Source organism: Kitasatospora sp. NPDC091207, from assembly GCF_044768625.1.
Lineage (GTDB): Bacteria > Actinomycetota > Actinomycetes > Streptomycetales > Streptomycetaceae > Kitasatospora.
In genome coordinates this window covers 52,736-78,699 of the sequence record NZ_JBIVVS010000009.1, presented here as the reverse complement: position 1 = coordinate 78,699, position 25,964 = coordinate 52,736, and the positions used below count along the sequence as shown (strand labels likewise).

20 protein-coding genes and 1 riboswitch are annotated in these 25,964 nt (G+C 73.5%); of the genes, 8 read left to right on the top strand and 12 right to left on the bottom strand.

Annotation, left to right across the window (positions count from 1 at the left end):
- Positions 1-238: 238 nt before the first annotated feature.
- The 5 genes from ACIQTO_RS17370 to ACIQTO_RS17350 form a co-directional block, all read right to left on the bottom strand.
- Positions 239-1,987 (bottom strand): dipeptide ABC transporter ATP-binding protein, encoded by a 1,749-nt coding sequence (locus ACIQTO_RS17370; RefSeq protein WP_402388455.1) that lies wholly within the window; start codon positions 1,985-1,987, stop codon positions 239-241.
- Positions 1,980-2,972: an ABC transporter permease gene (locus ACIQTO_RS17365; RefSeq protein ID WP_402388454.1), complete on the bottom strand. Its 993-nt coding sequence runs from the start codon at positions 2,970-2,972 to the stop codon at positions 1,980-1,982. Before ACIQTO_RS17365 ends, ACIQTO_RS17370 begins: the two co-directional genes overlap by 8 nt.
- Positions 2,973-4,052, bottom strand: a complete 1,080-nt coding sequence (locus ACIQTO_RS17360) for an ABC transporter permease (RefSeq protein ID WP_402388453.1) — start codon at positions 4,050-4,052, stop codon at positions 2,973-2,975.
- Complete coding sequence (locus ACIQTO_RS17355; RefSeq protein ID WP_402388452.1) at positions 4,049-5,704, bottom strand: ABC transporter substrate-binding protein; 1,656 nt, start codon at positions 5,702-5,704, stop codon at positions 4,049-4,051. Before ACIQTO_RS17355 ends, ACIQTO_RS17360 begins: the two co-directional genes overlap by 4 nt.
- Before the next feature lie 314 nt (positions 5,705-6,018).
- Positions 6,019-6,128: riboswitch (SAM riboswitch) on the bottom strand.
- A 663-nt stretch (positions 6,129-6,791) separates the two neighbouring features.
- A complete protein-coding gene (locus ACIQTO_RS17350) occupies positions 6,792-6,950 on the bottom strand; it encodes a hypothetical protein (RefSeq protein ID WP_402388451.1) in 159 nt (52 codons plus the stop codon).
- A 40-nt stretch (positions 6,951-6,990) separates the two neighbouring features.
- On the opposite strand from ACIQTO_RS17350, the gene ACIQTO_RS17345 reads away from it, so the two are divergent.
- A complete protein-coding gene (locus ACIQTO_RS17345) occupies positions 6,991-7,197 on the top strand; it encodes a hypothetical protein (RefSeq protein ID WP_402388450.1) in 207 nt (68 codons plus the stop codon).
- Positions 7,198-7,330: 133 nt separating this feature from the next.
- Here ACIQTO_RS17345 and ACIQTO_RS17340 read toward each other — a convergent pair whose 3' ends face one another.
- From ACIQTO_RS17340 to ACIQTO_RS17320, 5 genes are all read right to left on the bottom strand, one after another.
- Positions 7,331-8,233 (bottom strand): glutathione S-transferase C-terminal domain-containing protein, encoded by a 903-nt coding sequence (locus ACIQTO_RS17340; RefSeq protein ID WP_402388449.1) that lies wholly within the window; start codon positions 8,231-8,233, stop codon positions 7,331-7,333.
- 99 nt (positions 8,234-8,332) lie between these two features.
- Positions 8,333-9,121: a GNAT family N-acetyltransferase gene (locus ACIQTO_RS17335; RefSeq protein WP_402388448.1), complete on the bottom strand. Its 789-nt coding sequence runs from the start codon at positions 9,119-9,121 to the stop codon at positions 8,333-8,335.
- A 316-nt stretch (positions 9,122-9,437) separates the two neighbouring features.
- Complete coding sequence (locus ACIQTO_RS17330) at positions 9,438-9,623, bottom strand: hypothetical protein (RefSeq protein WP_402388447.1); 186 nt, start codon at positions 9,621-9,623, stop codon at positions 9,438-9,440.
- Between the two features lie 204 nt (positions 9,624-9,827).
- Positions 9,828-10,526 (bottom strand): hypothetical protein, encoded by a 699-nt coding sequence (locus ACIQTO_RS17325; RefSeq protein ID WP_402388446.1) that lies wholly within the window; start codon positions 10,524-10,526, stop codon positions 9,828-9,830.
- Between the two features lie 99 nt (positions 10,527-10,625).
- Positions 10,626-13,679: an AfsR/SARP family transcriptional regulator gene (locus tag ACIQTO_RS17320; protein WP_402388445.1), complete on the bottom strand. Its 3,054-nt coding sequence runs from the start codon at positions 13,677-13,679 to the stop codon at positions 10,626-10,628.
- A 174-nt stretch (positions 13,680-13,853) separates the two neighbouring features.
- Here ACIQTO_RS17320 and ACIQTO_RS17315 point away from each other — a divergent pair, with 174 nt between their 5' ends.
- The 7 genes from ACIQTO_RS17315 (at position 13,854) to ACIQTO_RS17285 (ending at position 22,691) form a co-directional block, all read left to right on the top strand.
- Positions 13,854-14,396 (top strand): hypothetical protein, encoded by a 543-nt coding sequence (locus tag ACIQTO_RS17315; protein WP_402388444.1) that lies wholly within the window; start codon positions 13,854-13,856, stop codon positions 14,394-14,396.
- A gap of 786 nt (positions 14,397-15,182) precedes the next feature.
- On the top strand, positions 15,183-17,024 hold the full coding sequence (locus ACIQTO_RS17310; protein WP_402388443.1) for an amino acid adenylation domain-containing protein: 1,842 nt from the start codon (positions 15,183-15,185) through the stop codon (positions 17,022-17,024).
- Between the two features lie 47 nt (positions 17,025-17,071).
- Positions 17,072-18,025 carry a chlorinating enzyme gene (locus tag ACIQTO_RS17305; RefSeq protein ID WP_402388442.1) on the top strand — a complete coding sequence of 318 codons (954 nt, stop codon included), beginning with the start codon at positions 17,072-17,074 and terminating at the stop codon, positions 18,023-18,025.
- Positions 18,022-19,215, top strand: a complete 1,194-nt coding sequence (locus tag ACIQTO_RS17300; protein WP_402388441.1) for an alpha/beta fold hydrolase — start codon at positions 18,022-18,024, stop codon at positions 19,213-19,215. Before ACIQTO_RS17305 ends, ACIQTO_RS17300 begins: the two co-directional genes overlap by 4 nt.
- On the top strand, positions 19,212-20,612 hold the full coding sequence (locus ACIQTO_RS17295) for an FkbM family methyltransferase (protein WP_402388440.1): 1,401 nt from the start codon (positions 19,212-19,214) through the stop codon (positions 20,610-20,612). The genes ACIQTO_RS17300 and ACIQTO_RS17295 overlap by 4 nt, the downstream gene beginning before the upstream one ends.
- A gap of 115 nt (positions 20,613-20,727) precedes the next feature.
- The gene (locus ACIQTO_RS17290; RefSeq protein WP_402388439.1) at positions 20,728-21,519 is read left to right on the top strand and encodes a thioesterase II family protein; all 792 of its coding nucleotides are present in this window, start codon (positions 20,728-20,730) and stop codon (positions 21,517-21,519) included.
- Positions 21,516-22,691: an acyl-CoA dehydrogenase family protein gene (locus tag ACIQTO_RS17285; protein WP_402388438.1), complete on the top strand. Its 1,176-nt coding sequence runs from the start codon at positions 21,516-21,518 to the stop codon at positions 22,689-22,691. Before ACIQTO_RS17290 ends, ACIQTO_RS17285 begins: the two co-directional genes overlap by 4 nt.
- A 134-nt stretch (positions 22,692-22,825) precedes the next feature.
- Here the strand turns inward: ACIQTO_RS17285 and ACIQTO_RS17280 are convergent, their stop codons facing one another.
- Both ACIQTO_RS17280 and ACIQTO_RS17275 read right to left on the bottom strand, forming a co-directional pair.
- Positions 22,826-24,523, bottom strand: coding sequence for a hypothetical protein (locus ACIQTO_RS17280; RefSeq protein ID WP_402388437.1), 1,698 nt, complete (start codon positions 24,521-24,523; stop codon positions 22,826-22,828).
- A gap of 489 nt (positions 24,524-25,012) precedes the next feature.
- Positions 25,013-25,942, bottom strand: coding sequence for a Gfo/Idh/MocA family protein (locus ACIQTO_RS17275; RefSeq protein WP_402388436.1), 930 nt, complete (start codon positions 25,940-25,942; stop codon positions 25,013-25,015).
- Positions 25,943-25,964 lie beyond the last annotated feature (22 nt).

The following is a 25,964-nucleotide window of genomic DNA, read 5'->3' as shown; positions in this document are numbered from 1 at the left end:
CCCCGGGCGCTGGAGAAGTACCGCGCCGACCACCACACCAGGGCGCGGGACGGAACTCAGCCCGGACCCGGACTGGACCGGGAGGGCCCCGCTCGCGGCTCCGCACCGGCCCACCGGCCCACGGTGGCCATCGCCGACCCGGAGCCCCTGGGCGACGGCTTCGGCCCGCCGGGCGCGCAAGCGGTTCGGCCGGCGACGGCGCCCGGCGCGCCGTACCGCGCGCCCGGCGCCGTCGCCGTCAGGCGGGCGCGGGACTCCGGTCCCGGCGCGCCTGCCGCGTCGGATCGGGGACCGGCAGTGCGGCGATCAGCCGCCGCGTGTAGTCGGCCCGCGGTGCGCCGAGGACCTCGGCGGCACTGCCCGACTCGACGATCCGGCCGTGCCGCAGGACCGCCACCCGGTCCGCCACCCGCTGGACCACCGCGAGGTCATGGCTGATGAACAGGGCGGCGAAGCCCCGCTCCCGCTGGAGCCGGACGAACAGCTCCAGCACCTTCGCCTGGACCGAGACGTCCAGCGCCGAGGTCGGCTCGTCGGCGATCACCAGCCGCGGGTTCAGCGCCAACGCACGTGCCAGGCCAGCACGTTGGCGCTCGCCACCGCTGAGCTCGTGCGGGTGGCGGTCCGCGTAGTCCCGCGGCAGCCGGACCGACTCCAGGAGCGACTCCACCTCCGCCCGGATCGCCCGCCCGCCGAGGTCACGCCGGTGGACCGACAGCGGCTCCCCGACGCACTCGCCGATCGTCAGCAGCGGATTGAAGCTGGTCGCCGGGTCCTGGAAGACGAAGCCGATCTGCCCGGCCCGGCTGCCCGCCGTGGAGCGGCGCGCCCGCCGCAGCCGGCCCCGGGCCGCCAGCGGCTCGCCGAGCACGTCGAGCTCTCCCGCGCTGACGCCGACCAGGCCCGCGACCGCCCGGCCGATCGTCGTCTTGCCGGAGCCGCTCTCCCCCACCAGACCGAGCACCTCACCGGGGCGGATCTCGAAGTCGACCCCGTCGATGGCCCGGAAGGCCCGGCCGCCCAGCCGCGCGGGATGCTCGACGGTCAGGCCGGCGGCCCTCACCACGGGCACCACCGCTTCGGGGGCGGCTTTGACGGCGGTCGCTCCGACGGCGGTGGCTCCGACGGCGGTGGCTCCGACGGCGGCGGTGGCTCCGGCCGGGGGGCGGGCGGGCGCCGCCGCCGTGGCGAAGGCGGGTACGGCGGCCAGCAGTTCACGGGTGTACGGGTGGGCCGGCGCGGCGAACAGGGCGCGGACGGGCGCCTGCTCGACGATCCGCCCCTCCCGCATCACCGCCACCCGGTCGGCGAGGTCCGCGACCACGCCCATGTTGTGGGTGATCAGCAGGACGGCCGTGCCGAAGTCGGTCCGGCAGCGGTGGAGCAGTTCGAGGATCTCGGCCTGCACCGTGACGTCCAGCGCCGTCGTCGGCTCGTCGGCCACGATCAGCCGGGTGCCGAGAGCCAGCGCCATCGCGATGACGGCTCGCTGCTTCTGCCCGCCGGACAGCTGGTGCGGGTAGTGGTCCACCCGAACGGCCGGCTCCGGTATGCCGACCTGCCCCAGCATGTCGATCGCCCGGGCGCGCCGCCGCGCCCGTGAGCCGCCCCCGTGGGCCCGCAGCCCCTCGGCAAGCTGCCAGCCGATGGTGAACACCGGGTTCAACGCGGTGGACGGCTCCTGGAACACCATCGCGGCGTGGGAGCCGCGCAGGGCACGCAGCCGGGCGGGGGAGGCCGTCAGCACGTCCTCGACGGGCTCGGCCGCGCCGTCCCCCAGCAGCACCCGTCCGCCGGTGGACGCCGTCGCGGGCAGGAGGCCGAGGACCGCCTTGGCGGTCACCGTCTTGCCGCTGCCGCTCTCGCCGACCAGGGCGAGCACCTCACCGGGCGCCACCGACAGGGTGACCCCGCGTACGGCGGGCGCCCGCCCGCCGTCGGTGCCGAACGCGATGTGCAGGTCCTCGATCCGCAGCAGGTCAGTCATCGCCGGGGCCTCCGTCCGGTACGGGCTGGGTGAGGGGCCGCCCTTCGCCGGGCCGGCGGCGCAGCCTCGGGTCGGCCAGGTCGGTGAGGCTCTCGCCGAGCAGGGTCGTCCCGAGCACGGTGAGGACGATCGCGAGCCCGGGCGCGAGCGCCGTCCACCAGATCCCCGACGTGACGTCCGCGACCGAGCGGTTGAGGTCGTAGCCCCATTCGGCGGCCGAGTTGGGCTCGATCCCGAAGCCGAGGAAGCCCAGGCCCGCCAGTGTGAGGATGGCCTCCGAGGCGTTGATGGTGAGGAGCAGCGGCAGGGTGCGCACCGAGTTCCGCAGGACGTGCCGGAACATGATCCGCCACATGCCGGTACCGATCACCCGGGCCGCCTCGACGAAGGGCTCGGCCTTCACCCGGGCCACTTCGGCCCGTACCACCCGGAAGTACTGCGGGACGAAGGCCACGGCGACCGAACAGGCCGCCGCGCCCAGGCCGCCGGCCAGGCTCGACCGGCCGCCGCTGATCACGATCGACATGATGATCGCCAGCAGCAGCGAGGGGAACGCGTACATCGCGTCGGCGAGCCCCACCAGCAACCGGTCCAGCCGGCCGCCGAGGTAGCCGGAGACGAGACCGAGCAGGACGCCCGCGACCACCGAGAGCAGCAGGGTGACGGCGATGATCCCCAGCGCCGTCCGGGTGCCCCAGAGCGTCCGGGACAGCACGTCGTACCCGGCGACGGTGGTGCCCAGCGGGTGAGCGGCACTCGGGTGCTGCTGCGAACCGAACAGCTCCTCACCGCTGCGCAGTTGGGCGTAGCCGTAGGGCGCGAGCAGCGGGGCGAGGAGGGCCGCGAGCAGGAAGAGGCCGGTCAGCGCCGCCCCGGTCAGCAGCATGACGCGTTGCAGCCCGACGCTGCCGCGCACCCCGGCGGGCAGCGGGAGCCACCGTCGGCGTGGTGCGACGCCCCGGCGGGCGAGCAGGTGGTTCACCACTCAGTACCTCACTCGGGGATCGATCAGCGCCGCGACGACGTCGACCAGGAAGTTGGTCAGGGCGACGACCACGGCGAAGACCGCCACGATCCCCTGCACCGCGGCGAAGTCGCGGACCGTCAGATAGTGGGCGAGCTCGAAGCCGAGGCCCTTCCATTCGAAGGTGGTCTCGGTGAGCACCGCCCCGCCGAGCAGCCCCGCGATCTGCAGACCGAGGACGGTGACGACGGGGACCAGGGCCGGCCGGGTGGCGTGCCTGGTCACCAGCCGCAGCGGACCGACCCCGCGGGAGCGAGCCGCCTCCACGTAGTCGGCGGACAGCGTCCCGATCAGGTTCGTCCGGACCAGCCGCAGCAGCACCCCGGCGACCAGCAGGCCGAGTGCCAGGCCGGGCAGCACCGCGTGCCGCAGCACGTCGGCGACCGCCGACAGGTCGCCGCTGCGGACCGCGTCGACCAGGTACAGCCCGGTGGTGCCGGTCTGGTCCTGCAGTTCCAGCTGGACGTCGATACTCGCCCGGCCCGAGGCCGGGAACCAGTCCAGCCAGATCGCGAAGACCAGTTTCAGCAACAGCCCGAAGAAGAAGACCGGGGTGGCGTAGGTGAGGATCGCGAACAGCCGCAGCGCGACATCGGGCGCGCGGTCCCGGTAGGAGGCGGCCACCATGCCCAGCGGCAGGCCGACCGCCAGCGCGACCAGCAGCGCGACGGCGGACAGCTCGACGGTCGCGGCGCCGTAGGTCCGCAGCACCTGCGACACCGCCTGGTTGTCGGTGGCCGTCGTGCCGAAGTCCCCGGTGAACACGGCCCGCAGGTAGTCGAGGTACTGGGTGAGCAGCGGCTGGTCGTAGCCCGCCCGGTGCAGTCTGTCCTGCAGTTGGGCCGGGGTCAGCCGGTCGCCGAAGGCGGTGGTGATCGGGTCGCCGGTGGCGCGCATCAGGAAGAAGACGACGCTGACCAGGACGAGCACGGTCGGGACGATGAGGAGGAAGCGGACGACCAGGTAGCGGGCGAGGCCGTACCCGGCGGCGCCGCCGGCCGAGCCGACGGCGCCGGAGGTGTCCTGCGGGTGAGCGGTCACTTCTTCGAGAGCTCCGCCCAGCGGAACTGGTACGCGCTGGTGAGCTTCTCCGGCACACCCTCGATCCCGGCCCGGGTGACGATCGCGGTGGAGCCCTGGAGCAGCGGCAGCAGCGGCAACGCGGCAGCGGTCGCGTCCTGCGCCTGCTGGATCAGCGCGGTGCGCTTGGCCGCGTCGGTCTCGGTCTCCTCCTGCTTGATCAGCGCCCGCACGGCGGGGTCGGCGTAGCCGTTGTTCACCCAGTTGTTCTCGGCGTAGAAGGAGGAGAGGTAGTTGTCGGCGTCGAGGTAGTCCGCGTACCAGCCGAGCTGGTACAGCGGGTACTGGTCGGCGACGCGCTCCTTGCCGTACTGGGCCCAGGCGGTGGACTGCAGCTCCACCTTGAACAGGCCGGTGGCCTCCAACTGGGTCTTGATCAACGCGTACTCGTCCGCCGACGACGAGCCGTAGTGGTCGGGGTTGTACTGCAGGTTCAGGGTGACCGGGGTGCTCACGCCCGCCGCCGAGAGCCGCTGCGCCGCCGCGGCCTTGTCCGGCCCGCCCTTCTTGTCGCCGTAGAGCGACGTGAGGGAGGGGGTGGCGCCGGTGATGCCGTCGGGGACGGAGCTGTAGAGCGGCTGGAAGGTGTTCTTGTAGACCTGCGAGGCGAGCTGGGACCGGTCGATCGAGTCGGCGACCGCCTGACGGACCGCCAGGGCCTTGGCCGGGGCGGCCTGTTGGGTGGCTGAACCGAAGGGCTGGGTCTTGAGGTTGAAGACGATGAACCGGATGCCGTTGCCGGATCCGGTGTGCACCGCGATGCCCTGCTTGCCGGCCAGGTCCTGGAGGTCGGTGATCGGCAGGGTGCGGTAGACCACGTCGATGGTGCCCTGCTGGACGTCGAGCTTGAGATTGCCGGCGTCCGTGTAGTACTTGAGCTGCACGTTCTTGGTCTTCGGGGTGCCGAGCTGCCCCTGGTAGACGGTGTTCGCGGTGAAGGAGACCAACGCGTTCTTCTCGTAGCTGCGGATCGCGTAGGGGCCGCTCCAGGGCTTGCCCGCGACAACGGCCGCGTCGTCGAGGACCTTGTCCGCGGGGAACACCTCCTCGTCCACGACATAGCCGGCCGCGGTGGAGAGGACCTGCGGGAACAGCGTGTCATTGGCCGACTTGAGGGTGAAGACCACCGTGTCCCGGTCCGGCGCCGCCACCGAGAGGAGGTTGTAGAGCAGCGAGGAGGGACCGTTCTTGTCCGCGATCGCCAACTGCCGGTCGAAGCTGAACTTGACGTCGGAGGAGGTCAGTTCGTGCCCGTTGGCGAATGTGAGGCCCGGCTTCAGCGTGACCGTCCAGGTGGTGGGGCCGGTCAGCGCGATCGCGGACGCGAGGTCCGGCGACACGTCCGACGAGCCGTTCCTGGCGCTGAGCAGGGTCGCGTAGACCTCGCTCTCGATCGTCCCCGACCCCGCGTCCCAGGAGCCGGCCGGATCGAGGCCGGTCACCTGGTCGGTGGTGCCGATGGTGACGGCCTTCGCCGCCGCGCCGCTGGTGCCGCCGGCCGTCCGGGAACTGGTGCAGGCCGTCAGGGCCACCACCGCCGCCGTGCCGAGGGCGATGACGGCGAGGCTGTGTCCGGCCGAGCCGGTTCCGGTGCTGCTGGTGAGAGATGACATGGGAATTCCCTGCTTCCGCACGCGTGTTGGACGCGAGTGCGCCGGCCCCGGGGCCGCTCCCGGGGCCGCTCCCCTGGCCTGGGGCCTGGGGTTCGGCCCGGGATTCGGGGCCTGGGGTGTGTGGCCGTACCCGGGATCGGTTCGGGGCGGCGCGCATCGCGAAGAGGTCGATCACTGGACCGGTCCGGCCGGGCGGCCGTCCGGTGGTCAGCGACGACAGAGCGCGCTGGAGACCAACAGCAGGTCGATGTGGCGGCGGCTGAACAGCCCTGCCATGTCGGCCTCCTGGTCTTGGCTCCGGACCATGACCGGAGCGATCGCGCTTGCGGAACGGGACGTCCACCGAGCCTTCACCTGGAGCACCCCACCGCGTCAGGGGGTTGCCGTCCGGCCAGCCAGGGCTTGAACACCGGAACTCGTGGCGCGCTGGAACCGTAGATCAACAAAAGTGCCCGCGTCAATGGCTGTTGAGGTCCGGTCAGGAGATCGGCGGTCGGGCTCGGCCTCGGGTCGGTGTCCGGCGGGGCCGGGTCCTGGCTGCTCAGCGCGTCGCACCAAGGCCGTCGCGGATGTCACGAGCACCGTCGCGGGTGTCACGCCGGTCACGCGTGTCACGGCTGTACCGGGACCGGCCGCCTTTCGGCCGCGGGCCCGCGTCGGCTGCGGCTGCGCGGGCTGCGGCAGCGGCTGGGGGCTCGGGGGCGCCTTCTCCGTGCCCGCCGTCCGGCCGAGCCGCTTGCGGCCGCGCACGACCAGGGTGGTGTCCACCAGCGCGCCGGCGGCGGCCTGGAAGGCACGGGCGGAGCAGGCGTTCAGCTCCTCCAGGGTGCGACGGTTCGATTGACCGAGGATGTCGCGGCTGCCGGAGGGGAGAGCGCGGTGACGAACGGCCGGCTCGCGACCGAGCGCCCGCAGGGCCTCCGCGCGCTCACGCGGCGCGACGGCGAGCCGGAAGCGTGACCCGACGGGGAACCCAGGACTCGGGTTCCACCCCGGAGCCGCGGGTGCAGGACGTGGCAGGACACCACGCGGGCGAGCCGGCGGCGGGCGGCGGTCTCCCCGACCCGCGGTTCGCGGGCCGGCCGGGTCATCGACATCCGGGCGTCGCCCCGCCCAGGGCGACGAGCTGCTCGTCCAGCTCGTCGACGGGCAGCGGCTCCGGCAGCGGGCGGCCCTCCACGACCGCGCGGCGCAGCGTGGTGGGCTCGCCGTCGAAGGGGCGCGCGGTCTCCCGCCTGGTCCCCACCCTCCACCCCACGATCGGCCACGGCGCCGGCGACACCGTCATGCACCACCCCGACCTCACCCGGTACGGCACCAACGCCGAGGCCGACCGCGCCGTCCTCAACGGCGGCCTGGCGATGGCGTGGACGGCGATCACCCTCGCGAGCCGCGAGACCCACCGGGCGTCGCTGGTGGAGCGGCTGGGCCGGCGGCCTCGCGGCGCGGACCTCGGCCGACTCGGAACCAGGGCTGGTCGGGGCCGGGGCTGATCCGGCCGCTGCCGCTCCGCCGGGCGGACCGTTCGGGTGAACGGTCTGCCCGGCGGAGTCGGTCGGGACCGGCCGGAGTCGGGCAAGGCCGCGCGGGGTGCCCAGCCCCAGCCCGCCCCGGCTCCCGGACGCGCTACGGGCGCTCCACCGGGGCGGTCCAGTCCGGCAGGCTCGCGCCCGGCTCGGTGAAGGTGGAGAAGTCCGTGGTGCCGGTGAACGCCTTCTGCTGGTAGAGATCACGGGCGTAGGCCCACAGGTGCGGGTACTCGGCGAGGCCGGGGCTGATGGCACGGGCGTGGTTGGTCCCCACGTCGAAGCGCGCCAGCGTCACCCAGAGCCGCACGTCCGCCTCGGTCAGCCGGTCGCCCAGCAGGTAGCGGCTGGTGGCGAGCCGGGTGTCCAGCTCCGCGAAGGTCTCCAGCAGCGTGGCACGGGCCGCGAGGGCGGCCTCCCCGGCCCCCGCCGCCACACCCGCGCCCTGGTTGACGGCCGGGCCCAGCCGGGCGTCCAGCGCCTCGATCTCGGCCCGGAGGTCCTCCGGGTAGGCGTCCGCGCCGTTCCCCCACTGACCGAACTGCGTCGCCAGGTCGATGCCGATGGTCCGGAAGTCGTTGCTGACCACCCGGCCGGTCTGCCGGTCCCAGAGCGTCGGCACCGAGATGTGCCCGTCGAAACCGGGCTCGGTCCGCTCGTACGCGTCCCGCAGCAGGGTGAACCCGTTGACCGGGTCCGCCCCGTGGGTCTCCCGGAAGGCCCAGCCCCGGCCGTCACGCCGACCGTCGACGTAGGACACCGAGACGACGTCCTCCAGCCCGTTGAGCGCGCGCTGGATGGTGGTGCGCTGCGCCCAGGGGCAGAACCAGCCCGCGTAGAGGTGGTACCGGCCGGGCTCGGCGAGGTAGCCGCTGCTGCCGTCAGCGGTGATCCGCCCGGTGAAGCGGTACAGCGGACGCTCGTCGCCGGGCACCCTGGTGATCCGGTACTCGCCGTGGACGGCGGTGTCGGCGGGGCTGGCGTAGTTCACGGTCTGGCTCACATCGAACTCCTTGAAAGAGGTGAAACGGTGCGGTGCTGGTCCGGGGCGGTGATGGTGCGGTCGTACTGGTGCCGTGGTGAGGTCACGGACGGGCGGCGGTCACGCGCGGTGCTCCCCGTCCGGGACCCGCAGGCCCAGGAAGGTGACCTGCCGGCGCAGCCGGAACCCGAGCGACTCGTACAGCCGGATCGCCGTGGTGTTCTCGGCCGAGGTGTGGAGGAACGGCGTGTCGCCGCGGTCGCGGATTCCGGCCGCGACCGCCCGGACGAGCCGGGATCCGAGGCCCTGCCCCCGGTGCGACTCGGCCGTGCAGACGGCGCTGATCTCGGTCCAGCCCGGCGGGCGCAACCGCTCCCCCGCCATCGCGACCAGGGCACCGCCGCGCCGGATGCCCAGGTACCCGCCGAGTTCGATGGTGCGGGGCAGGAACGGGCCCGGCCGGGCGTGCGCCACCAGGGCCAGCATCTCCGGCACGTCGGCGGGGCCCAGCCGGACGGCCTCCTCGTCGGGCGTGGCCCGGACACCGTCGTCCACCAGTTGGACACCGGGGCCGTGCATGAGGATCTCCCAGTCGGCCGGGACGCTGTCCGGGGAGCCGGTGGCGGCGACGACACCGCCCGGTCCGTACAGCGCCGCCACGTGCCGCCAGGTCTCGCGGTCGCGCCGGTCCGGGAGGGCCGCGAACGGCGACACGTCGGCCGGGTAGCGCAGGACGTCACCGTGCCTCTCGGCGAGGTGGGCGTGCGGGCCGAGCAGGGCGGCACGGGCCGGGTTGTCCAAGGGGTGGCGGTGCGCGGCGGCGTCAGTGGCGTCGGCGGTGCCGTCGTCGGTGGCGGCCGGGGGTTGGTCCGTCGTGCCGTCGGGGGTGAGCACGGGGTGCTGGGGCATGCGAAGCGGTTCCTCGATCTCGAACTTCTCGGTGACCTTCTCGGTGACCTTCTCGGGTTTCTGCTCGGTGTCCTCGGCTCGGCGCCTCCGGCCGAGGCACGGCCGCCGAGGCGGGGCCGGCCGAGGCCGGACCTCGGGCAGGTGCCGGGGAGGCCGGTGCCGAAGGCCCGCGTGGCTACGACGGACCACGACGGGGCATGACGAGACGGGACTCGGACTGCCGGGCGCACCCGGGGCGCCGGGCCCCTGGACGCGAGAGGGCGCGGTGCCGGACGACAGCAGGGAGCTACGACCGGTTGCGGGCAGTCACGATCAGTTACGGGCGACAGAGACCGGTCGGGGAGCCGACCCCGTCGATCCAGCGGCGCCGCACCAGCCGGGCACCGAGGACCGGAGCGCCGGTCATCGCGCGGTGGGCTCCGAACGACGGGCGGAACGCCGCGCGCGACAGCGACGGGTGTCCGAAGACCACCCACTCGTCCCGCAGTTGGCGTGCGTGCATCGCCCGTCCGTTTCGCGTCCGGCAACCGTGAAGGTCAACAGTACCGCGAGGCGGGCGCGGCACCAGGGGCAATCTCGCATTGTGGTTCGCGAACACCCCACCGGACCGGCGGTGGACGGCACGGCTACGCTCTGTCAGGCCGATCCGGGCAGGGCCCGCGGCCGTCGACGACGACGCGGCCGAGGAGCGCGATCCGCGTGGCGCTCATTGGAGGATGTTGATCGCCCGGGCGATCACCAGGGTGGCCACGACCAGGGACAGCGCCGCTTGCGCCATCATCAGCAGCTTGGCCCACCGCTTGACCGCCGAGACGTCGGTGGGGCTGAAGGCCGTGGCGGTCCAGAAGGCGAGCGACAGGTAGTCGGCGAACCGCGGCACCCAGACCGCCGGCGCGAAGTCCGTGTACTGCATCTCGGGGAACACGAACGCCGGGTTCGCGTACGGCCGGTGGGCCCTGGCGGCGGCGCCGCCGCGATCCAGGCTCCAGTACCAGAGCGCGAAGGCGACCACGTTCGTCACCCAGACCACGCCACCGGTCGCCAGCAGCCCCGTGGCGTTGTTGGCGAACAGGCTGTTGTCGGTCAGGATGTCCGCCACCAGATGGCCGCCCGCGAACATGTTGGCCACCGTGATGAAGCCGATCAGGAGCTGGGTGACGACCCGGAGCCAGGCCTTCTGACGATCGATCCGCCCCGGGTCCCCGATGATCAGCGCCGCCAGCAGCGAGCCCGTGGCGGCCGGGAGCACCCAGGAGGGATCGACGCGGTAGCGGGCCGGCAGCGTCACATGGAGCGTCGCGACCACGGCGACCGCCAGCACCACCGGCCACCAGTGCTCACCCCGCGGCGCCTCCTGATCCGGCGTCACCTGCGGCGGATCCGGAGCGTCCTGGCTTGCTGACATTGCCCCATTGTCACCTCGCCGACGACGATCACGCCGACGGCTCACCAGTCGCACCCGGATCCGCGGCGGTCCGCCGGGGCGGCCGTGCGGGCGATCGTGTCAGTACCCGGGCGCGGGACCGACCGCGGGCTCGCCCAGCTCCGACCGGTCGGCGGCGTCCGACCGGCCACCGAGCTCCGACCGATCACCGTGGTCCGGCCGATCGCCGAGGTCCGGCTGTTCGCCGAGCTCCGCCAAGGCCGCCAGGACGTCGGCGCGCAGCCGGGGGTGCGCGGTGGTGCCGTCGATCACCGCCAGGGCCTGCCGCAGGCGGGCGGCGGCCTCGTCCCGCCGGTCCAGTCGGCGGTGATGGTCGCCGAGGGCGAACAGGGTGAGACTCTCCAGCACCACGTCCCTGGTCAACCGGTGACGGTCCAGTGCCCGGTGCAGGTACGTGTCGGCCTCCTCGGACCGGCCGGTGAGCATCGCCGTCGCGCCGAGGTTGGTCCAGCAGACCCCGATCGCCCAGTCGTCCCGGTTGTCGTCGGGTTGCGCCAGCAGCAGCGCCAGCGACTGCAGGAAGTACTCCCGGGCCTGCTCGTGGGCACCGGTGTGGTGACTGTGGAGGCCCAGGTTCCCGATCACGTGGGCCTCGCCGACCTGGTCGCCGACCGAGGCCAACAGGGAACGGGCCACCTGGAGTTCGGGCAGGGCCTCGTCGTACCGGCCGCGTGCGGCCAGCGCGGTGGCGAGGTCGTTCCGGGCATGTCCCTCGCCGTGCCGGTCGCCCGCCCGCCGGGCGGCGGCGACCGCGAGCCGGTCCGCCTCCTCCCAGTCGTCCAGGTGCGGACTGATGAAGTAGTACCCCCAGAGCACCACCGGCAGCTGCCACGCCAGGTCGTCGAGACCGTGCTCGGCCGCGGTCCGCACCGCGCCCAGCAGATGGGCGTGCTCGCCCTCGCACCAGCGCTGGGCCTCGGCCGCCGTCGCGAAGCCCTTCGACTCGTACCAGGATCCGGCGGAGGCGAGCGGGATCCGCCGTCGACGCGGGGTGAGCAGCCGCGCCGCGGCGTCCGCGTGGTGCAGGTACCAGGTGTAGAGACGCTCGCGGGCGGCGGTGCGCTCGGCCGGGTCGGTCTCGGCCGTGGCGCGCTCGGCGGCGTACAGCCGCAGCAGGTCGTGCATCCGGTACCAGTCCCGGCCCTCGTGCGTGAGCAGATGGGCGGTGGCCAGCTGCTCCAGCACCGGGCGGACGGCCACGACGCGTTCGCCGCAGAGCGCGGCGGCGGCCGCCGTGCACAGGTCGGCGGCCGGGGCGAGGGCGAGCAGCCGGAAGACGTTCCGGGCGCGGGCCGGCAGGGCGCGGTAGGAGAGGTCGAACGCGGCCCGGACGGCCGAGGCGGCGTCGCCCTCGATCTGCAGGGCGGTGAGCCGGTCCTCCGCGTCGCGCAGCTCGGCGGCTTGGTCGGCGACGGTGAGGTCGGGGCGTTCGGCCAGCCGGCTCGCCGCGATGGCGAGGGCCAGGGGCAACCGGCCGCAGACGGCGGCCAGTTCGGCACAGGCCGCGGGTTCGCTGAGGGCCCGCCGGCCGCCGATGACGCGGTCGAGCAGGGCGACGGCGTCCGAGGCCGGCATGAGGTCGACCACCAGCGGGCGGGCGCCGTCGCGCGCCGTGAGCCCGGCCAGCCTGGTCCGGCTGGTGACCACCGTCAGACAGCGCGGCGTGCCCGGGAGCAGCGGCCGGACCTGCTCGGCGCTGCGCGCGTTGTCGAGGACGACGAGCACCCGCCGGTCCGCCAGCAGCGAGCGGTAGAGCGCGGTGGCCTCCTCCGGCACGCTGGGCACCTGCTCGCCCGGCACCCCGAGGGCGCGCAGGAAGCGGGCCAGGACGGCGTGCGCCGGCAGCGGCGGGCCGGCCGAGAAGCCGTGCAGGTCGGCGTAGAGCTGGCCGCCGGGGAACCGGTCCCGGACCCGGTGGGCCCACTGGACGACGAGGCTGCTCTTGCCGACCCCGGCGCTGCCGGAGACCGCCCAGATCGGGGCGGCCGCCGGGGCGGTGGGCGTGCCCGGGGCGGTGGGCGCCCCCGGCCCGGCGAAGGCCGTCGCGGCGAACTCGTCGAGTGCCGCCAGCTCCGCCCGGCGTCCGGTGAACGTCGCCAGCGGGGGCGGCAGTTGGGCGGGCGGCGGGACGGTCACCCCGGCCCCGGCCACCGTTCGCCCGGGCCCCGCTCCCCCGGTCTGCGCTCTCCCCCGCGTCCCGGGTCTGCTCGCCGTGCCTCCGGCCGCCCTGCGGTCCGGCGCCCTGCGGTCCGGCGCCCTGTGTTCTGTCGCGCCGTGTTCCGGCGCCCTGTGTCCGGCCGCCGCCCGCTCGGCCGCCGCGCGTACGGCTGATGCGCGTACGGCTGCTGCGCGCGGATCGGCCCCGGGCGGCTCGGTGGTGAGCAACTCCAGGTGCAGGCGCTTCAGTTCGGGGCTCGGATCGAGGCCCAGCTCGTCCGCGAGGCGCCCGATGAAGAGCTGGTGGACCGCCAGGGCGTCGGCCGTCCGGCCGGAGAGGTGCAGGGCCCGCATCAGCTGGCCGACGAACCGCTCCCGCAGCGGCTGCTCCGCCACCAGGGTGGTCAGCTCGGGGATGGTCGAGCGGTGCCGGCCCAGCGCCGCCTCCAGGTCGAGACAGTCCTCCCAGGCGGTCAGCCGCAGTTCGTCCAGCCCGACGGCGCCCGCCGCCGGCAGGCGCCCCGGGAGGCCGTCGAGCACGGGGCCGCGCCACAGCGCGAGTCCTTTCCGCAAGCCGGCTGCCGCGGCGGCGAGTTCTTCGGCGGCGGCCGTCCGGCGGGCCCACGCGACCAGGTCGGTGAAGACCCGGGCGTCCAGCCGGTGACCGTCCAGCGGGATCCGGTACCCACCGCCGTCGGTCAGCAGCACCGGCGGGCCGGCCGGGTCGGCCCGGGCGAAGCGCCGACGTAGCACGCCTGCCAGATTGCGGACTTGGCGATCCGCGGTGGCCGGCGGGCGCTCGTCCCACACCGCGTCGATCAAGCGGGCCACCGGTACGGGGCTGTCCGCGTTGAGCAGCAGGGCCGCGAGCAGCCGCTCCTGCCGGATCCCTTCCAGCGGGACCCGGTGCCCCCCACCGTCCCGCACCTCCAACGGTCCGAGAATCCCGAACTCCATGCGTTCCCCTCCCCAGGGCGCTGCACGTCGCCGTCGCATCATCACGGTTGGTGATGATCCGATGACCAGATCATGCCAGATGTGTGCTGCCGGTTGAGAGAGTCGGTCCGTACCGGAACGGCAAGGTACCGACCGCATTCCCACGACCTCTCACCAGCCCCTGGAGGAACACCCATGACCCGCACCAAGCGCCTCGCGGCAGCCGCGGCGGCCATCGCCGCGGCCGTCCTGGTCCCGCTCACCGCCGTACCCGCGCACGCGGCGACCGGACCCGCCACGCACTACGGAATGACCTGGGAGGTCATCGGCTACGGACCCGACGACAGCGTCCAGGTCGGCGGCCCCGGCGGCACGTCGAGCGACGCCTACCACGGCGACACCCCGCCGTCGGCCTCGCTCCCCGTGCTCTGCCTCAACGTCGACGGCAGCCCGGCCCCGGCCGGCATCAGCATCGGCTTCTACAACGGCTGGGCCCAGGGCACCGTGGCGCTCAGCCGCCCGGTCAAGGGCTCCCGACTCAACAGCCGCGCCGCCGCCGACACCATCTGCCAGGCCACCTTCGGCAGCGGCTGGCGCGAAGCCGAGTTCCACGACGGCCACTTCGGCCCGGACCTCGCCCAGACCGGTGGCTGGACCTTCTGGGCCTACGGCAACATCCCCAACAACACCCGCTTCTGGACCGCGATCATCGGCCAGCCGGCCAACCCCTGGGACTGACACCCGTCGCCGCGGCTGCCCGTCCGGGCGAACGGGCGGACGGGCAGCCGCATCCGAGGTGGGTCACTCCCGACGAGTCCGAAGGGTGGCGGATTCAGGAAAACGGCCGACCGCCACAGAAAGGCCGAGGAGCGTGGCATATGCCATCCACCCCCGGCCGCATACGCTTCGACAGCGAAGACCAGCCCATTCCCGGCACCGGATGACCAGGGAAATGGCGCGCCGGAGGAATGGCGCGCCATAAACCCATGCGCCCCGACCGGTCGCTACGCATCGAAACCGACTCGGCCGGAACCGGCCGGATGTGCATCCACCCGCCGGAGAAGCTCACCCCGTCCCGCGCTCCCGGGAGAGCCATTGGGCCTGAGATGCCGGTGGGGCCGCCGTGGCTGTCCGAACGAGACCCCCGACCTGATTCAACGTCACCATTTCGCCATTCCGCACCGGTTCGGAAATCGACGCCTGGCGGCATGAACTTCTGTTGACCCTGGGGCACCTGTCGACAGGAGGGGGCCGTCGCAGGTCAGGCCGCGTTCGCGGGCTCGCGGCGAAAGCGGCCGGGCCCACGAGGCGGGGCGGTGAGCCGCGCTGTCGCGCTCTTGCACAGGCCGTACGGCCCGATCAGGATGCACAAGCGCGGCCGAAGCGCCTTCCCGAACTGTCGGGTGGGGCGTCAGGTCCGTTGTTCGGTAAGCCCGTTCGTAGACCCATCGCACTTCGGCGCCTATCCGCCCCCGGCGGGTGCACGGCGCTGCCCATCGTTCGGTCGAACAGGATGGATTCAGAGTGGAGTCAGCGCAACACACACTCGTCGAATGGTTCGAAGGCGTCGTCGCGCGTTTCCCCGAACGAGTGGCTGTGACGGCCGATGACGGGGATCTCACCTACCGGGCGCTCGACCGCCGGGCCGCCGCGGTCGGCCGGCGACTGCGGGCGTCGGGAGCCGGGGCCGGCTCCCTGATCGGCCTGCTGGTCCCGCGCACCGGCGGACTGGCGGCCGGCCTGCTCGGCATCCTCAAGTCCGGTGCCGCCTACGTTCCCGTGGACCCGGACTACCCCGAGGAGCGGATCGCCTGGACCCTCAAGGACAGCGGCGTCACCCATCTCGTCACCACGCCCGAACTCGCCGGGCGCTTCGGTGAGCTGGGCGTCGACGTCGTCGTGCTCGACGGGGCGGACACCGAACCGGACGTCGGTTCGGACGCCGAGCCGGACATCGATTCGCGGCCGGCCGGGACGGGCGCGGACGACCTTGCCTACGTGATCTACACATCGGGGTCCACCGGCCTGCCCAAGGGCGTCCAGGTGGAGCACCGCGCTGTCGTGCGGCTCTTCGATGTCACCCGGGACCGGTTCGGCTTCGACGAGAACGACGTGTGGACGCTGTTCCACTCCGCGGCCTTCGACTTCTCCGTCTGGGAGTTCTGGGGCGCGCTGCTGTTCGGCGGTCGGCTCGTGGTCGTCCCGCAGGCGGCCACCCGCTCGCCGCAGGCCTTCCACCGGCTCCTGCGTGAGCAGCGGGTGACGGTCCTCAACCAGACGCCGTCGGCGTTCGCCCGGCTGGCCGCGGCGAACGAGCAGGCCGACCAGCCGCTCTCCGACCTGCGCGTGGTGGTATTCGGCGGCGAACGGCTCGAACCCGCGGTCCTGCGCGGCTGGTTCACCCGCTACGGCGACGAACAGCCGCGCCTGGTCAACATGTACGGCATCACCGAGGCCACCGTGCACGCCTCGTACCAGCGGGTCACCGAGGCCCACACCGTCGCACCCGGCGTCAGCCCGATCGGCGTGCCGCTGCCGGACCTCACCTTCCACTTGCTCGACGAGAACGGCCGGACGACTGCCGACGGCACCCCGGGCGAGCTGTACCTGTCCGGCGCGGGGCTGGCCCGCGGGTACCTGGGCCGTCCCGAACTGGACAAGGAACGATTCCTCGAACTGACCGACCCCGACGGCACGGTACGGCGCTGCTACCGCACCGGGGACCACGTGGTCGCGCTCCCCGGCGGCGGCTACGGCTACCTCGGCCGCGCCGACGACCAGCTGAAGATCCGCGGCTACCGGGTCGAGCCCGGCGAGATCGAGGCCGTGCTCCTCGCGGAGGCCGGCGTCGACGCGGCGGTGGCCACCGCCCACCGCTACAGCGAGGCCGACGTCCGCATCCTCGCCCACGTCGCCTCGGGCATCGCGGCGGACGTCCTCGCGCCCCGGCTCGGCGCGCGCGCCGCCGCCGCCCTGCCCCCGCACATGCGCCCCTCGGCCTACGTCGTCCTGCCCGAGCTGCCTCTCACCCTCAACGGCAAGATCGACCGGAGCCGGCTGCCGGAACCGACGGGGGCGGCCTTCGCCCCGGTCGCCGTGGACGCCGACGAGGGCTCCGAACTCACCGGCACCGAACGGCGGATCGCCCGGATCTGGCAGTCCGTCCTGGAGCTGCCGGAGGTCGGCCGGGAGACCGACTTCTTCGACCTCGGCGGCACCTCGCTCTCCCTGCTGCGCATGTTCGACGCGACCAACAAGGACTTCGGTACCGACCTCGACATCACCGTGCTGATCGACGGCGCCTCGGTCGCGGCCCTGGCCCGCCACGTCGACTCCGCGCTGTCCACCACGACACCCACCCCGTGATCCCGGGCGCACCGACCGGCCGCACCGCATCCACCCCGGAGGGACGCATGACCGCACAGCCCGACTTCTCCCTGAGCCCCGAGGACATCGCCGCCTTCCACCGCAACGGCTACGCGGGCCCGTTCGCGCTGTACGAACCGGACGAGATCAAGAAGGGCTGGGGTCGCACCCGGCTGGAACTCCTGGACCGCAGCACGGCCGTCTACAGCGAGGACGCGGCCGTGTCCGGCGCGACGAACATCTCCAACTACGACCGCCACCTGGACCACCCGTTCCTGGCCGACCACATCACCCGGCCGGAGATCGTCCACCGCGTCGCCTCCGTCCTCGGCCCCGATGTCCTGTGCTGGCGTACCGAGTTCTTCCCCAAGCACCCCGGCGACGAAGGCACCGACTGGCACCAGGCGGACACCTTCGCCAACGCCTCCGGCACACCGCAGATCCAGTGGCCCGGCGGCTCCGACTTCGGCGGCACGATCACCGTCTGGTCCGCCTTCACCGAGGCCAGCGCCGAGATGGGCTGCCTGCAGTTCATCCCCGGCACACACCGCACCATGCACTACGACGAGACCAAGCGCATGCACTACGCGCCGGAGCGGAACACCGCCGTCGACAAGGACGGCATCCGGCGGGGCTTCTTCGGCTACGACTACCGGGAACTGCAGATCGACCCCGACTGGAAGCCGGACGAGTCCCAGGCCGTCTCCATGGAGATGCGGGCCGGCCAGTTCATCATGTTCTGGTCCACCCTGATGCACGCCTCCCACCCGCACGAAGGCCGCACCCGGGACATGCGCATGGGCTTCGCCTCCCGCTACGTGCCCACCGCGGTGGAGATCTACCCGGGCAGCGCCGCGATCGAGGAGTACGGCGGCCGGGTCAGCCTCGACCGGTACGGCGCGGTACTGGTCAGCGGTGCGGACACGTACGGGCACAACCGGCTGGCCGAGCGCACCACCCGCGACCACCCCTTCATCACCCGGTCCCCGGCGGGAGCGTGATACCGCCGGTATCCGCGGCCGGCAGCGCGGCCGGTGACGGTTCACCGGCCGCGCTCGCCCGCGCCCTGCTGGACACGGCGCACCTCACCCGTACGGTGCCGGACCGGATGCGGGTGGCGCCCCGGGTGCCGTTCATGCCCGAACAGCTGCCGTCCGCCCAGAAGTCGGTCGACCGGATCACCGACGCCCTCGGCCTGCCCGGGCTGGAGGTCGTGGCCGGGCCCGGCCGGCTGACCGCGGTGGAACTCGCGGTCAGCCGGCGGCTGGCGCTGGGCGCACCCGGCGCCGCGGGCGCCGATGAACCGGAGCGGGCGGCACAGGCCGCTCTCGCCGCCTTCCCCGGGCCGGCCGTGGTGGTGCCCGGCCGGGACGGCACACCGCTCAGATGCTGGGCCGCCGGCCCCGAGGACGCGCCGGCCGTGGTCGTCGTCAGCGCCTGCGGCATGCCCGTCGGGCTCGCGGTGAGATGGCTGGCCGCACTGGCACCGGAGTACCGCGTGGTGACCTGGGAGAGCCGCGGCCTGTTCGCGCCGGACGACGGCACGGCGCTCGGCGAGCTGACCGACCACACGCTCGACGCTCAGAGCGAGGACGTCCTGGCCGTCCTCGACGGATTCGGCATCGACCACGCCCACGCGCTCGGGCTGTGCGGAGGCGCGGTGATCGCCCTCGCGGCCGCCTCCCGCTCCGACCGGATCACTTCTCTGAGCCTGTGGCACGGCGACTACGAACTCGGCGACGAGGCCCCCAAGACGACCCACCAGCGCGACATCGAGTCACTGCTGGCCATGGTCGCCCGAGGCCGTTCCCAGGCGGCCGGCATGCACCGGCTGATGAGCCGGCCCGGCACCCTTGAGGCGCTGCGCCCGGACATCGCCCACTACCTCATCCACCCCTACGCCACGCCGGAACTGCTCTACCGCTACGGCCTGCTGAACGGGGCCATCATGTCCGCCGACTGCCGTCGGCTGCTCGACGCCCCCCAGCCGGCCCTCGTCGTCACCAGCGACCGCGACTCCACCGCCCACCCCGCCGGCTCCGCGTACGTGGCCCGACACCTGCCGCGGGCCGAACTGCGGACCCTGCCCGACGGCGACCATCTCACCGCCTTCGACGCCGGCGGTGAACTCGTGGCGCTGGCGCGGCAGTTCCTGCGCAGCGTGACCACACCCGACCGGAAGGGCCCATGAACGACATCGCCGACCGCACCCGGAACGAGCAACTGGCCGAGGTGCTCAGGGACCACCCCGCGGTGGCCGACGCGGTGGTCACCGACGACCCCGACGGCCGGGGCGGGCACGCCCGGCTCCTCACCGACCCCGTCACGGCCCGCGTGCTGCACCGGTCCGCCGTCCTCGAAGCCGCGGACCGGCTCGGCGGCCTCGGCTGGCACGAGCCCGCGGGCGCGATCCGGGTGGCCGGGCTCAACCGCAGCGAGACCGACTTCCTCCACCGCGAGATCTTCACCGACAACGCCTACTTCCGGCACGGCATCACCCTGCCCGCCGGGGCCGTCGTGGTGGACGTCGGAGCGAACATCGGCATGTTCACGCTCCGTGCCGCCCTGCACAGCCCCGGCGCCCGGGTCATCGCCGTCGAACCGGTCCCCGAACTCGCCGCCGCCGTCGCGCTCAACGCCGAGCTGCACGACGTGGACGTCACCGTGCTGTGCGCCGCCCTGGGCCGCACCGAGGGCGAGACCGCTTTCACGTTCTACCCCCACAACAGCGTCATGTCGGGCCGGTTCGCGGACGAGACCGAGGACCTCGGCGTGCTCAAGGGCTACCTGCTGACCGGGGAGGATGTCCGGCAGGGCTCGCAACTGGACCGGATGGTGACCGACCGGATGGCCGCGCAGTCCCGCCAGGTCCCCGTGACCACCCTCACCGCCGTCGTCCAGGAGTACGGCCTCGCCCGTGTCGACCTGCTGAAGATCGACGTGGAGAAGGCCGAGGCCGAGGTCCTCGACGGAATCGACGAGACCGTGTGGCCGCGCATCGACCGGATCGTGCTGGAGGTCCACGACGTCGAGGGACGTCTCGCGGCCATCCTCGCGCGGCTGCGCGCCCTCGGGTTCGAGGCCACCACCGATCAGGATCCCCGGCTGGTCCACACCCCGTGCCACAACGTCTACGCCCGGCGCCCCCGGGCCGACCCGGGGTCGCTGCCACTCGCCGTACCCAGCGGCGGTCCGACCCTGCGCCGGCTGGAGGCGGAGCTTCGCGAACTGACCGCCCGGCGTCTGCCGTCGGCGGTGCCGCCCGACCGCTACACCGTCGTCGCCGACCTCTCCCACGCCGACGGCCACGGACCCGTCGCACCCCGACGCGCCTTCGCGTCCCCACGGGTGGCCGTGCTCGCCCGGGCCTGGTCGGAGCTGTTCGGCCCGGACGCCGTACGGCCGGACGCGGACTTCTTCGACCTGGGCGGCGACTCCCTCACCGCTGTGCGCCTGATGGCGACCATCGAGTGCGAACTCGGTGAGGACACTCTCACCCCCGACCTGATCTTCACCGACAGCACCTTCGGCGCGCTGGCCGCCGCCGTCGAGGCGAGCGGGGAACCCGAGGGGGCAGCGCGTCCATGAGCTCCACGCACCACCGGCTCGGCGGAGATCGTCCGCACCGCGGCCCCGGCCGCCGGCTCGTCCCCCGTTCCGCCGCCCACCCCGCGCCGCGGCGGCCCGCCGACAGGAGCCAGCCGTGACCGCGACAGCCGGTCCGCGCACCGCGGAGTCCGCACGCTGGTTCCACCGCCCGCTCCCGCGCCCGCAGGCCCGACTCAGACTCGTCTGCGCCCCCTACGCCGGGGCCGGAGCCGCGGTGTACCGGTCGTGGGCCGAGCTGCTCCCCGCGGACACCGAGCTGGTCACGGTTCGGCTCCCGGGGCGGGAGAACCGCCTGCGGGAGCGGGCCGCGCAGGACTGGTCGTCGCTGGCCCGAGACTTCGCCGCCGCACTGGAGGAGCAAGTCGCCTCCCCCTACATGCTGTTCGGGCACAGCATGGGAGCGATGCTGGTCTACGAGACCGTCGTGGGCCCCCTCGTCCGGCCGCCCGACCGAGTCCTGCTGTCCGGCTGCCGCGCGCCGCACGTACCGCGCGCGCTGCCCGCCATCCACACCCTGCCGCCGGAACGGTTCCGCGCGGAACTCGGCAGGCTGGCCGGAACGCCCGCCGCCGTCCTCGCCGACCCCGCCTTGATGGCCCTGCTCGACCCGATGCTCCGCGCCGACATCCGGCTCGCCGAGCTCTGGGCGCATCCCGTACCGGCCCCGCTGCCCGTGCCCGTCACCGCGTTCTGGGGCGCGGACGACGAGGTCGCGCCACCGGACGCGGTCGCCGCCTGGCAGACGCTCGCGCCGCACGGGTTCCGCGCACACCGCATCGACGGGGGCCACTTCTTCCTGCACGAACGTGCCCGGGACCTGCTCGGGCTGCTCGCCGACGAGATCACCCCGCCCCCGGCGCGACGACGAAGGAGCGACAGCTCGTGAGGTCACCCTATTTCGACGACGGCCATGCGGTGTTCCGCGAGGAGGTCCGCGCGTTCCTGGCCGCCGAGGTGCTGCCGTACGCCGCCGATTGGGAGAACCAGGACACCGTGCCCGGCGCCGTGTGGAAGCTCCTCGGCGAGCGCGGCTACCTGGGACTGCTGCACCCGCGGGCCGTCGGTGGCGGCGAACGCGACCTGTTCACCTCCATCGTCTTCCTGGAGGAACTCGGCCGCACCGGATGCGGCGGGCTGCGGGCCGCCGTCTCCGTCCACGCCTACATGGCCACCCACTACCTCGCCCAGGTCGGCGGCGACGACCTGCGCCGGACGTACCTGGCGCCCGCCGTCCGGGGCGAGCGCCTGGCGGCCCTGGCGATCACCGAACCAGGAGCCGGCGCCGACCTGTCGGGACTGGGCACCACGGCTGTCCGGGACGGCGACCACTTCGTCGTCGACGGCGCCAAGTCGATGGTCAGCAACGGCATGACCGCCGACTTCCTGGTCACGGCGGTTCGCACCGGTACCGCCGTACGCAGCCCCCGCGGCGCGACCGGCCTGTCCCTGCTGGTGGTCGACACCGCCCTGCCCGGTGTCGCCAGGACCCCGCAACGCACCCTCGGCTGGCGCTCGGCCGGCACGGCCACCGTCACCCTCGACGCGGTACGGGTCCCCGCCGACCGGCTCATCGGCCGGCTCCACAACGGCTTCTACTACCTGATGCGTGGACTGCAGTTGGAACGCCTCGTCGCCGCCACCCTGGCACTCGGCGGGATGGACCACACCCTGGACGACCTGCGCGGATTCCTGCGCGCCCGGACCGTCGCCGGCGACGCCCTGGCCCGGAAGCAGGCACTCGTGCACCGCGTCGCCGACCTGGCCACCGACCTGGCCGCCGCACGCCTCCTCGTGCACCACACCGCCTGGCTGTACGCGCAGGGCGAGCTGCCCGCCGTGGAGTGCTCGATGGCCAAGCTGCACACCACCGAGCTGGCCTGCCGGCTGGCCGACACCGCGCTGCAACTGCAGGGCTCGCACGGCTACGTGGAGAGCTCCGCGGCGGCCCGCGCCCATCGCGACGCCCGCGCCGCCACCATCGCCGCCGGGCCCAGCGAGGTGATGCGTGACCTCATCGGCCGCGCCGTGCTCAACGAGCGTGCCACACACCTACTCTGATTGCGCGTCAGGTCACTCTCCCTGGCGCGGGCCCTCGTACTCCATGCCGCACCCGGGGGGACGGCCCCGGGGCGGGCCGCCGGAAGGCGCCCCGCCCCGGGCGCGAGCAGGAACTGCCCTGAGCGCACCTCCGCTCAGCCGGGCCGCACGGACTCGTCCCGCACACTGGTGCGCAGCAGCCCGTCCCGGTGCAGTCGCTGCTCCAGCTCCAGCACCTCCTGCGCCGCCTGCCGCGGACACGGCCCCGCCACGCCGATCAGACCCCAGCGCCCGGCCACCGACGTGATCGCCCGCGCCCACCCCTCGGAACGGGGGCGCTCGACGGCGTCCTGCAGCCGCTTCAGATCCGTCTCCGCGGTCGGCCGCACCACCTTCGTCGCCGCGTACACACCCTGTGGCCGGCCGAGCACCTGCCTCGCCTCGGCGAGGAACGCCCGGACGTACTCCGCGCCGTTCGACGAGAGGTTCAGGTCCTGCATGGCGACAACCGGGGTCTGGCCGAAGCGTCCACCCAGTCGGGCGATGGCGAAGTCCACCCCGCCCTTGACGAACCCCAGGTCGCGCCCCTGCCCCTCGAAGGCGCCGTGCAGTGCCGCCACCCCCTCCCGCGCGGCACGGAACTGGGCGGGCGTGATGTCGAAGCGGGCGCAGGTGTCCTCGTCCACATAGACACTCCCCTCCCAGACGCTGCCCCGGGTGATCTGGACCGTTCCGCCTTCGGCGGGCCGGCCGGCCACCACGTGCGCGGAGGGCGCGAGGATGAACTCGTAACCGGGGACCCGGTGGCGCAGGTAGTGGGTGTGCGCCTCCAGGACGTAGTCCTCCTCCGTCTCCATCGCCTGGCGGGCCAGCGCGTCGAGCGCCGCGACATCGTTCAGCGGCACCGCCATCCGGATCCTGCTGCCGGTGAGCGCCTCGGCCGGCTTGAAGCAGCCGAGTTCCAGCCCGTACCGTTCGCGCAGCAGCCGGCCGGCGGTGCGCACCCGGTGGCGCAGCAGTTCCCCGTCGGCCCCGCGGCGGGAGATCGAGTAGCCGGGCAGGCGCGGCAGCAGTACGCCGAACTCCCGGTAGAACGCGGTGACTTCGGCCTCCGTGTCCAAGGTGGCGCGCGGGTCGTCGGTCACCTTCGGCTCGGCGAGGACCACCGCGTCCTCGACCGTCGGGTACAGCGTCGTCTTCCGGTTCCACCGCTCGGCGATCTCGGGCCCGTTGGCGTCCACCCGCAGCCGGGACAGTCCCGCGGCGCGCTTCAGCCACAGCAGCAGCACCCGCGCCTCGGGGTCGATCGCGAAGAGCCGCACCACCGTCTGCGGCGCGGTGCGCAGCTGCTGGACCAGGCGCGCCAGGGGTGCGGCCGGCCGCTCCGCCGGTGAGTCGAGCGCCATCGCCAGCAGGGCGTGGGTCAGGTAGTAGTAGCGCAGCTCGGGGACCTCGACCGGAACGGCCTCGGAGGCCGCCACCGCCTGCCGCCACGGCTCGCCACGCCCCACGACCAGGTCACCCGGCGTGGCCAGGTACACCGACCGGGCCTCGTTGTAGGCGGAGAAGTCGTCCGGCGACCGGCCCAGGGCCAACTGGGCGACGTCGGCCTCGAAGCAGCCCTTGAGCGTGGAGGCGGTGCCCAGGACGATGGCCGGCACCTCCCCGCGCGGCGCCCCGAACGGCTGCAGTTCCTCCCCTGCCGCCTCCTCCGCGCCGGCGAGATCCACGCCGAGCAGACGCCGCGAGACCTCCTCCAGCTGGTCGCGCGTCAGCAGGCCGGGCCCCGTGCAGAACCCCTCCCACGCCAGCGTCCTGCCACGGTAGGTGACGGTCTGTTCCTGTTCCTGCATCCACGGCTCCCTGAATCGGTGAGGACAGTGACAGGTGGATCACATTCTGTGTGCACTCGCAGGATAGCCAGACCGCCCGCCGCCCATGACGGCTTCACGGGCCCCGGCCGGCCGGACCCGCCACCGGCACGGCGCACGCCGGGGCCCGCCGAGGCCGGTGGCCTCGCCCTGGACCAGTTCGCCGAAGCGCGACAGGTTGACGGCGAAGGCCGTGTTGTGGAGTCAGCAGCCGATGCGGCGCCGGAAGCGGGTTCGGCGCGGAGCGCGTCCGGCGCGGTGACGCGACGCCGGCAGCGGTACCGGATGGCGTGGCGGTGAAGTGGCCCTTTCCGGGCGACAGCTGCCCCGAGCCGGCGGCCACGTCGGACCCGATGTACGCCGTGGCGGCCCAGCGGGCGCGGGGGTCGGAGGTGGACCCCCGGGGACCGGCGGCCGCCCGGGGGCCGCCCGGGGGCCGTCGGTCCCCGGGGTTCGGAACCGCCTCCGGCCTCAGGCCGACTGCAGCCTCTCGACGATCAGTTCGCAGAGCTCGTGCGTGCGCAGGGCGTCGTGGGCGTCGATCGCCTTGCCGGTGCGGACGGCGTCGAGGAAGGTCAGGACGACCTGCTCGATGCCGCGCTGGCGGGCCACCGGGACCCAGTCGCCGCGGCGGCGGACGGTGGGCTGGCCGCGGTGGTCGATGACGTCGGCCAGGTTGTGGACCTCGCGCTTGGAGTCGCCGCCGGAGACCTGGAGGATCTCCTCGGTCGATCCGGAGACGCGGTTCATGATGCCCAGCGCCGTGAACCCCTCGCCGGCGAGGGTGAGGACGACGTGCTCGACCAGGCCGTCGCGCACCCGGGAGCGGACGTCCACGTGCTCGATCTCGCCGGGCACCAGGAAGCGGAGCACGTCCACGACGTGGATGAAGTCGTCGAAGACCATCGGGCGGGGCGCCTCCGGGAGGCCCTCGCGGTTCTTCTGCAGGATGATCAGGTCGCGCGGCCGTTCCTTGGCCTGGACGTAGCCGGGCGCGTAGCGGCGGTTGAAGCCCACCATCAGGGAGCGCCCCGTGCGGTCGGCGAGCTCGACCAGCCGGCGGGACCCGTCCAGGGTGTAGTCGAGGGGCTTGTCGACGTAGACGTCGACCCCGGCGGTGAGCAACTGCTCGACGATCGGGACGTGCTGGTCGGTGGCGGCGTGCACGAAGGCGGCCCGGATGCCGCTGTCGATCAGCGCGCCCAGGTCGGTGAAGCGGTGTTCGGGCGCGATCCGGTGGGTCTCGCCGAGCCGGTCGAGCTTGGCCCGGTCCCGGGTCATCAGCCGCAGGTCGAGGCCGGGCAGCGCGGTGAGGACCGGGAGGTAGGCCTTCTGGGCGATGTCGCCGAGCCCGATCACCCCGACCGGGAGCAGTGCGTCAGGGGTGGGGGTCAGGCTCATCGGGTACTCCAGTGGTCCAGAC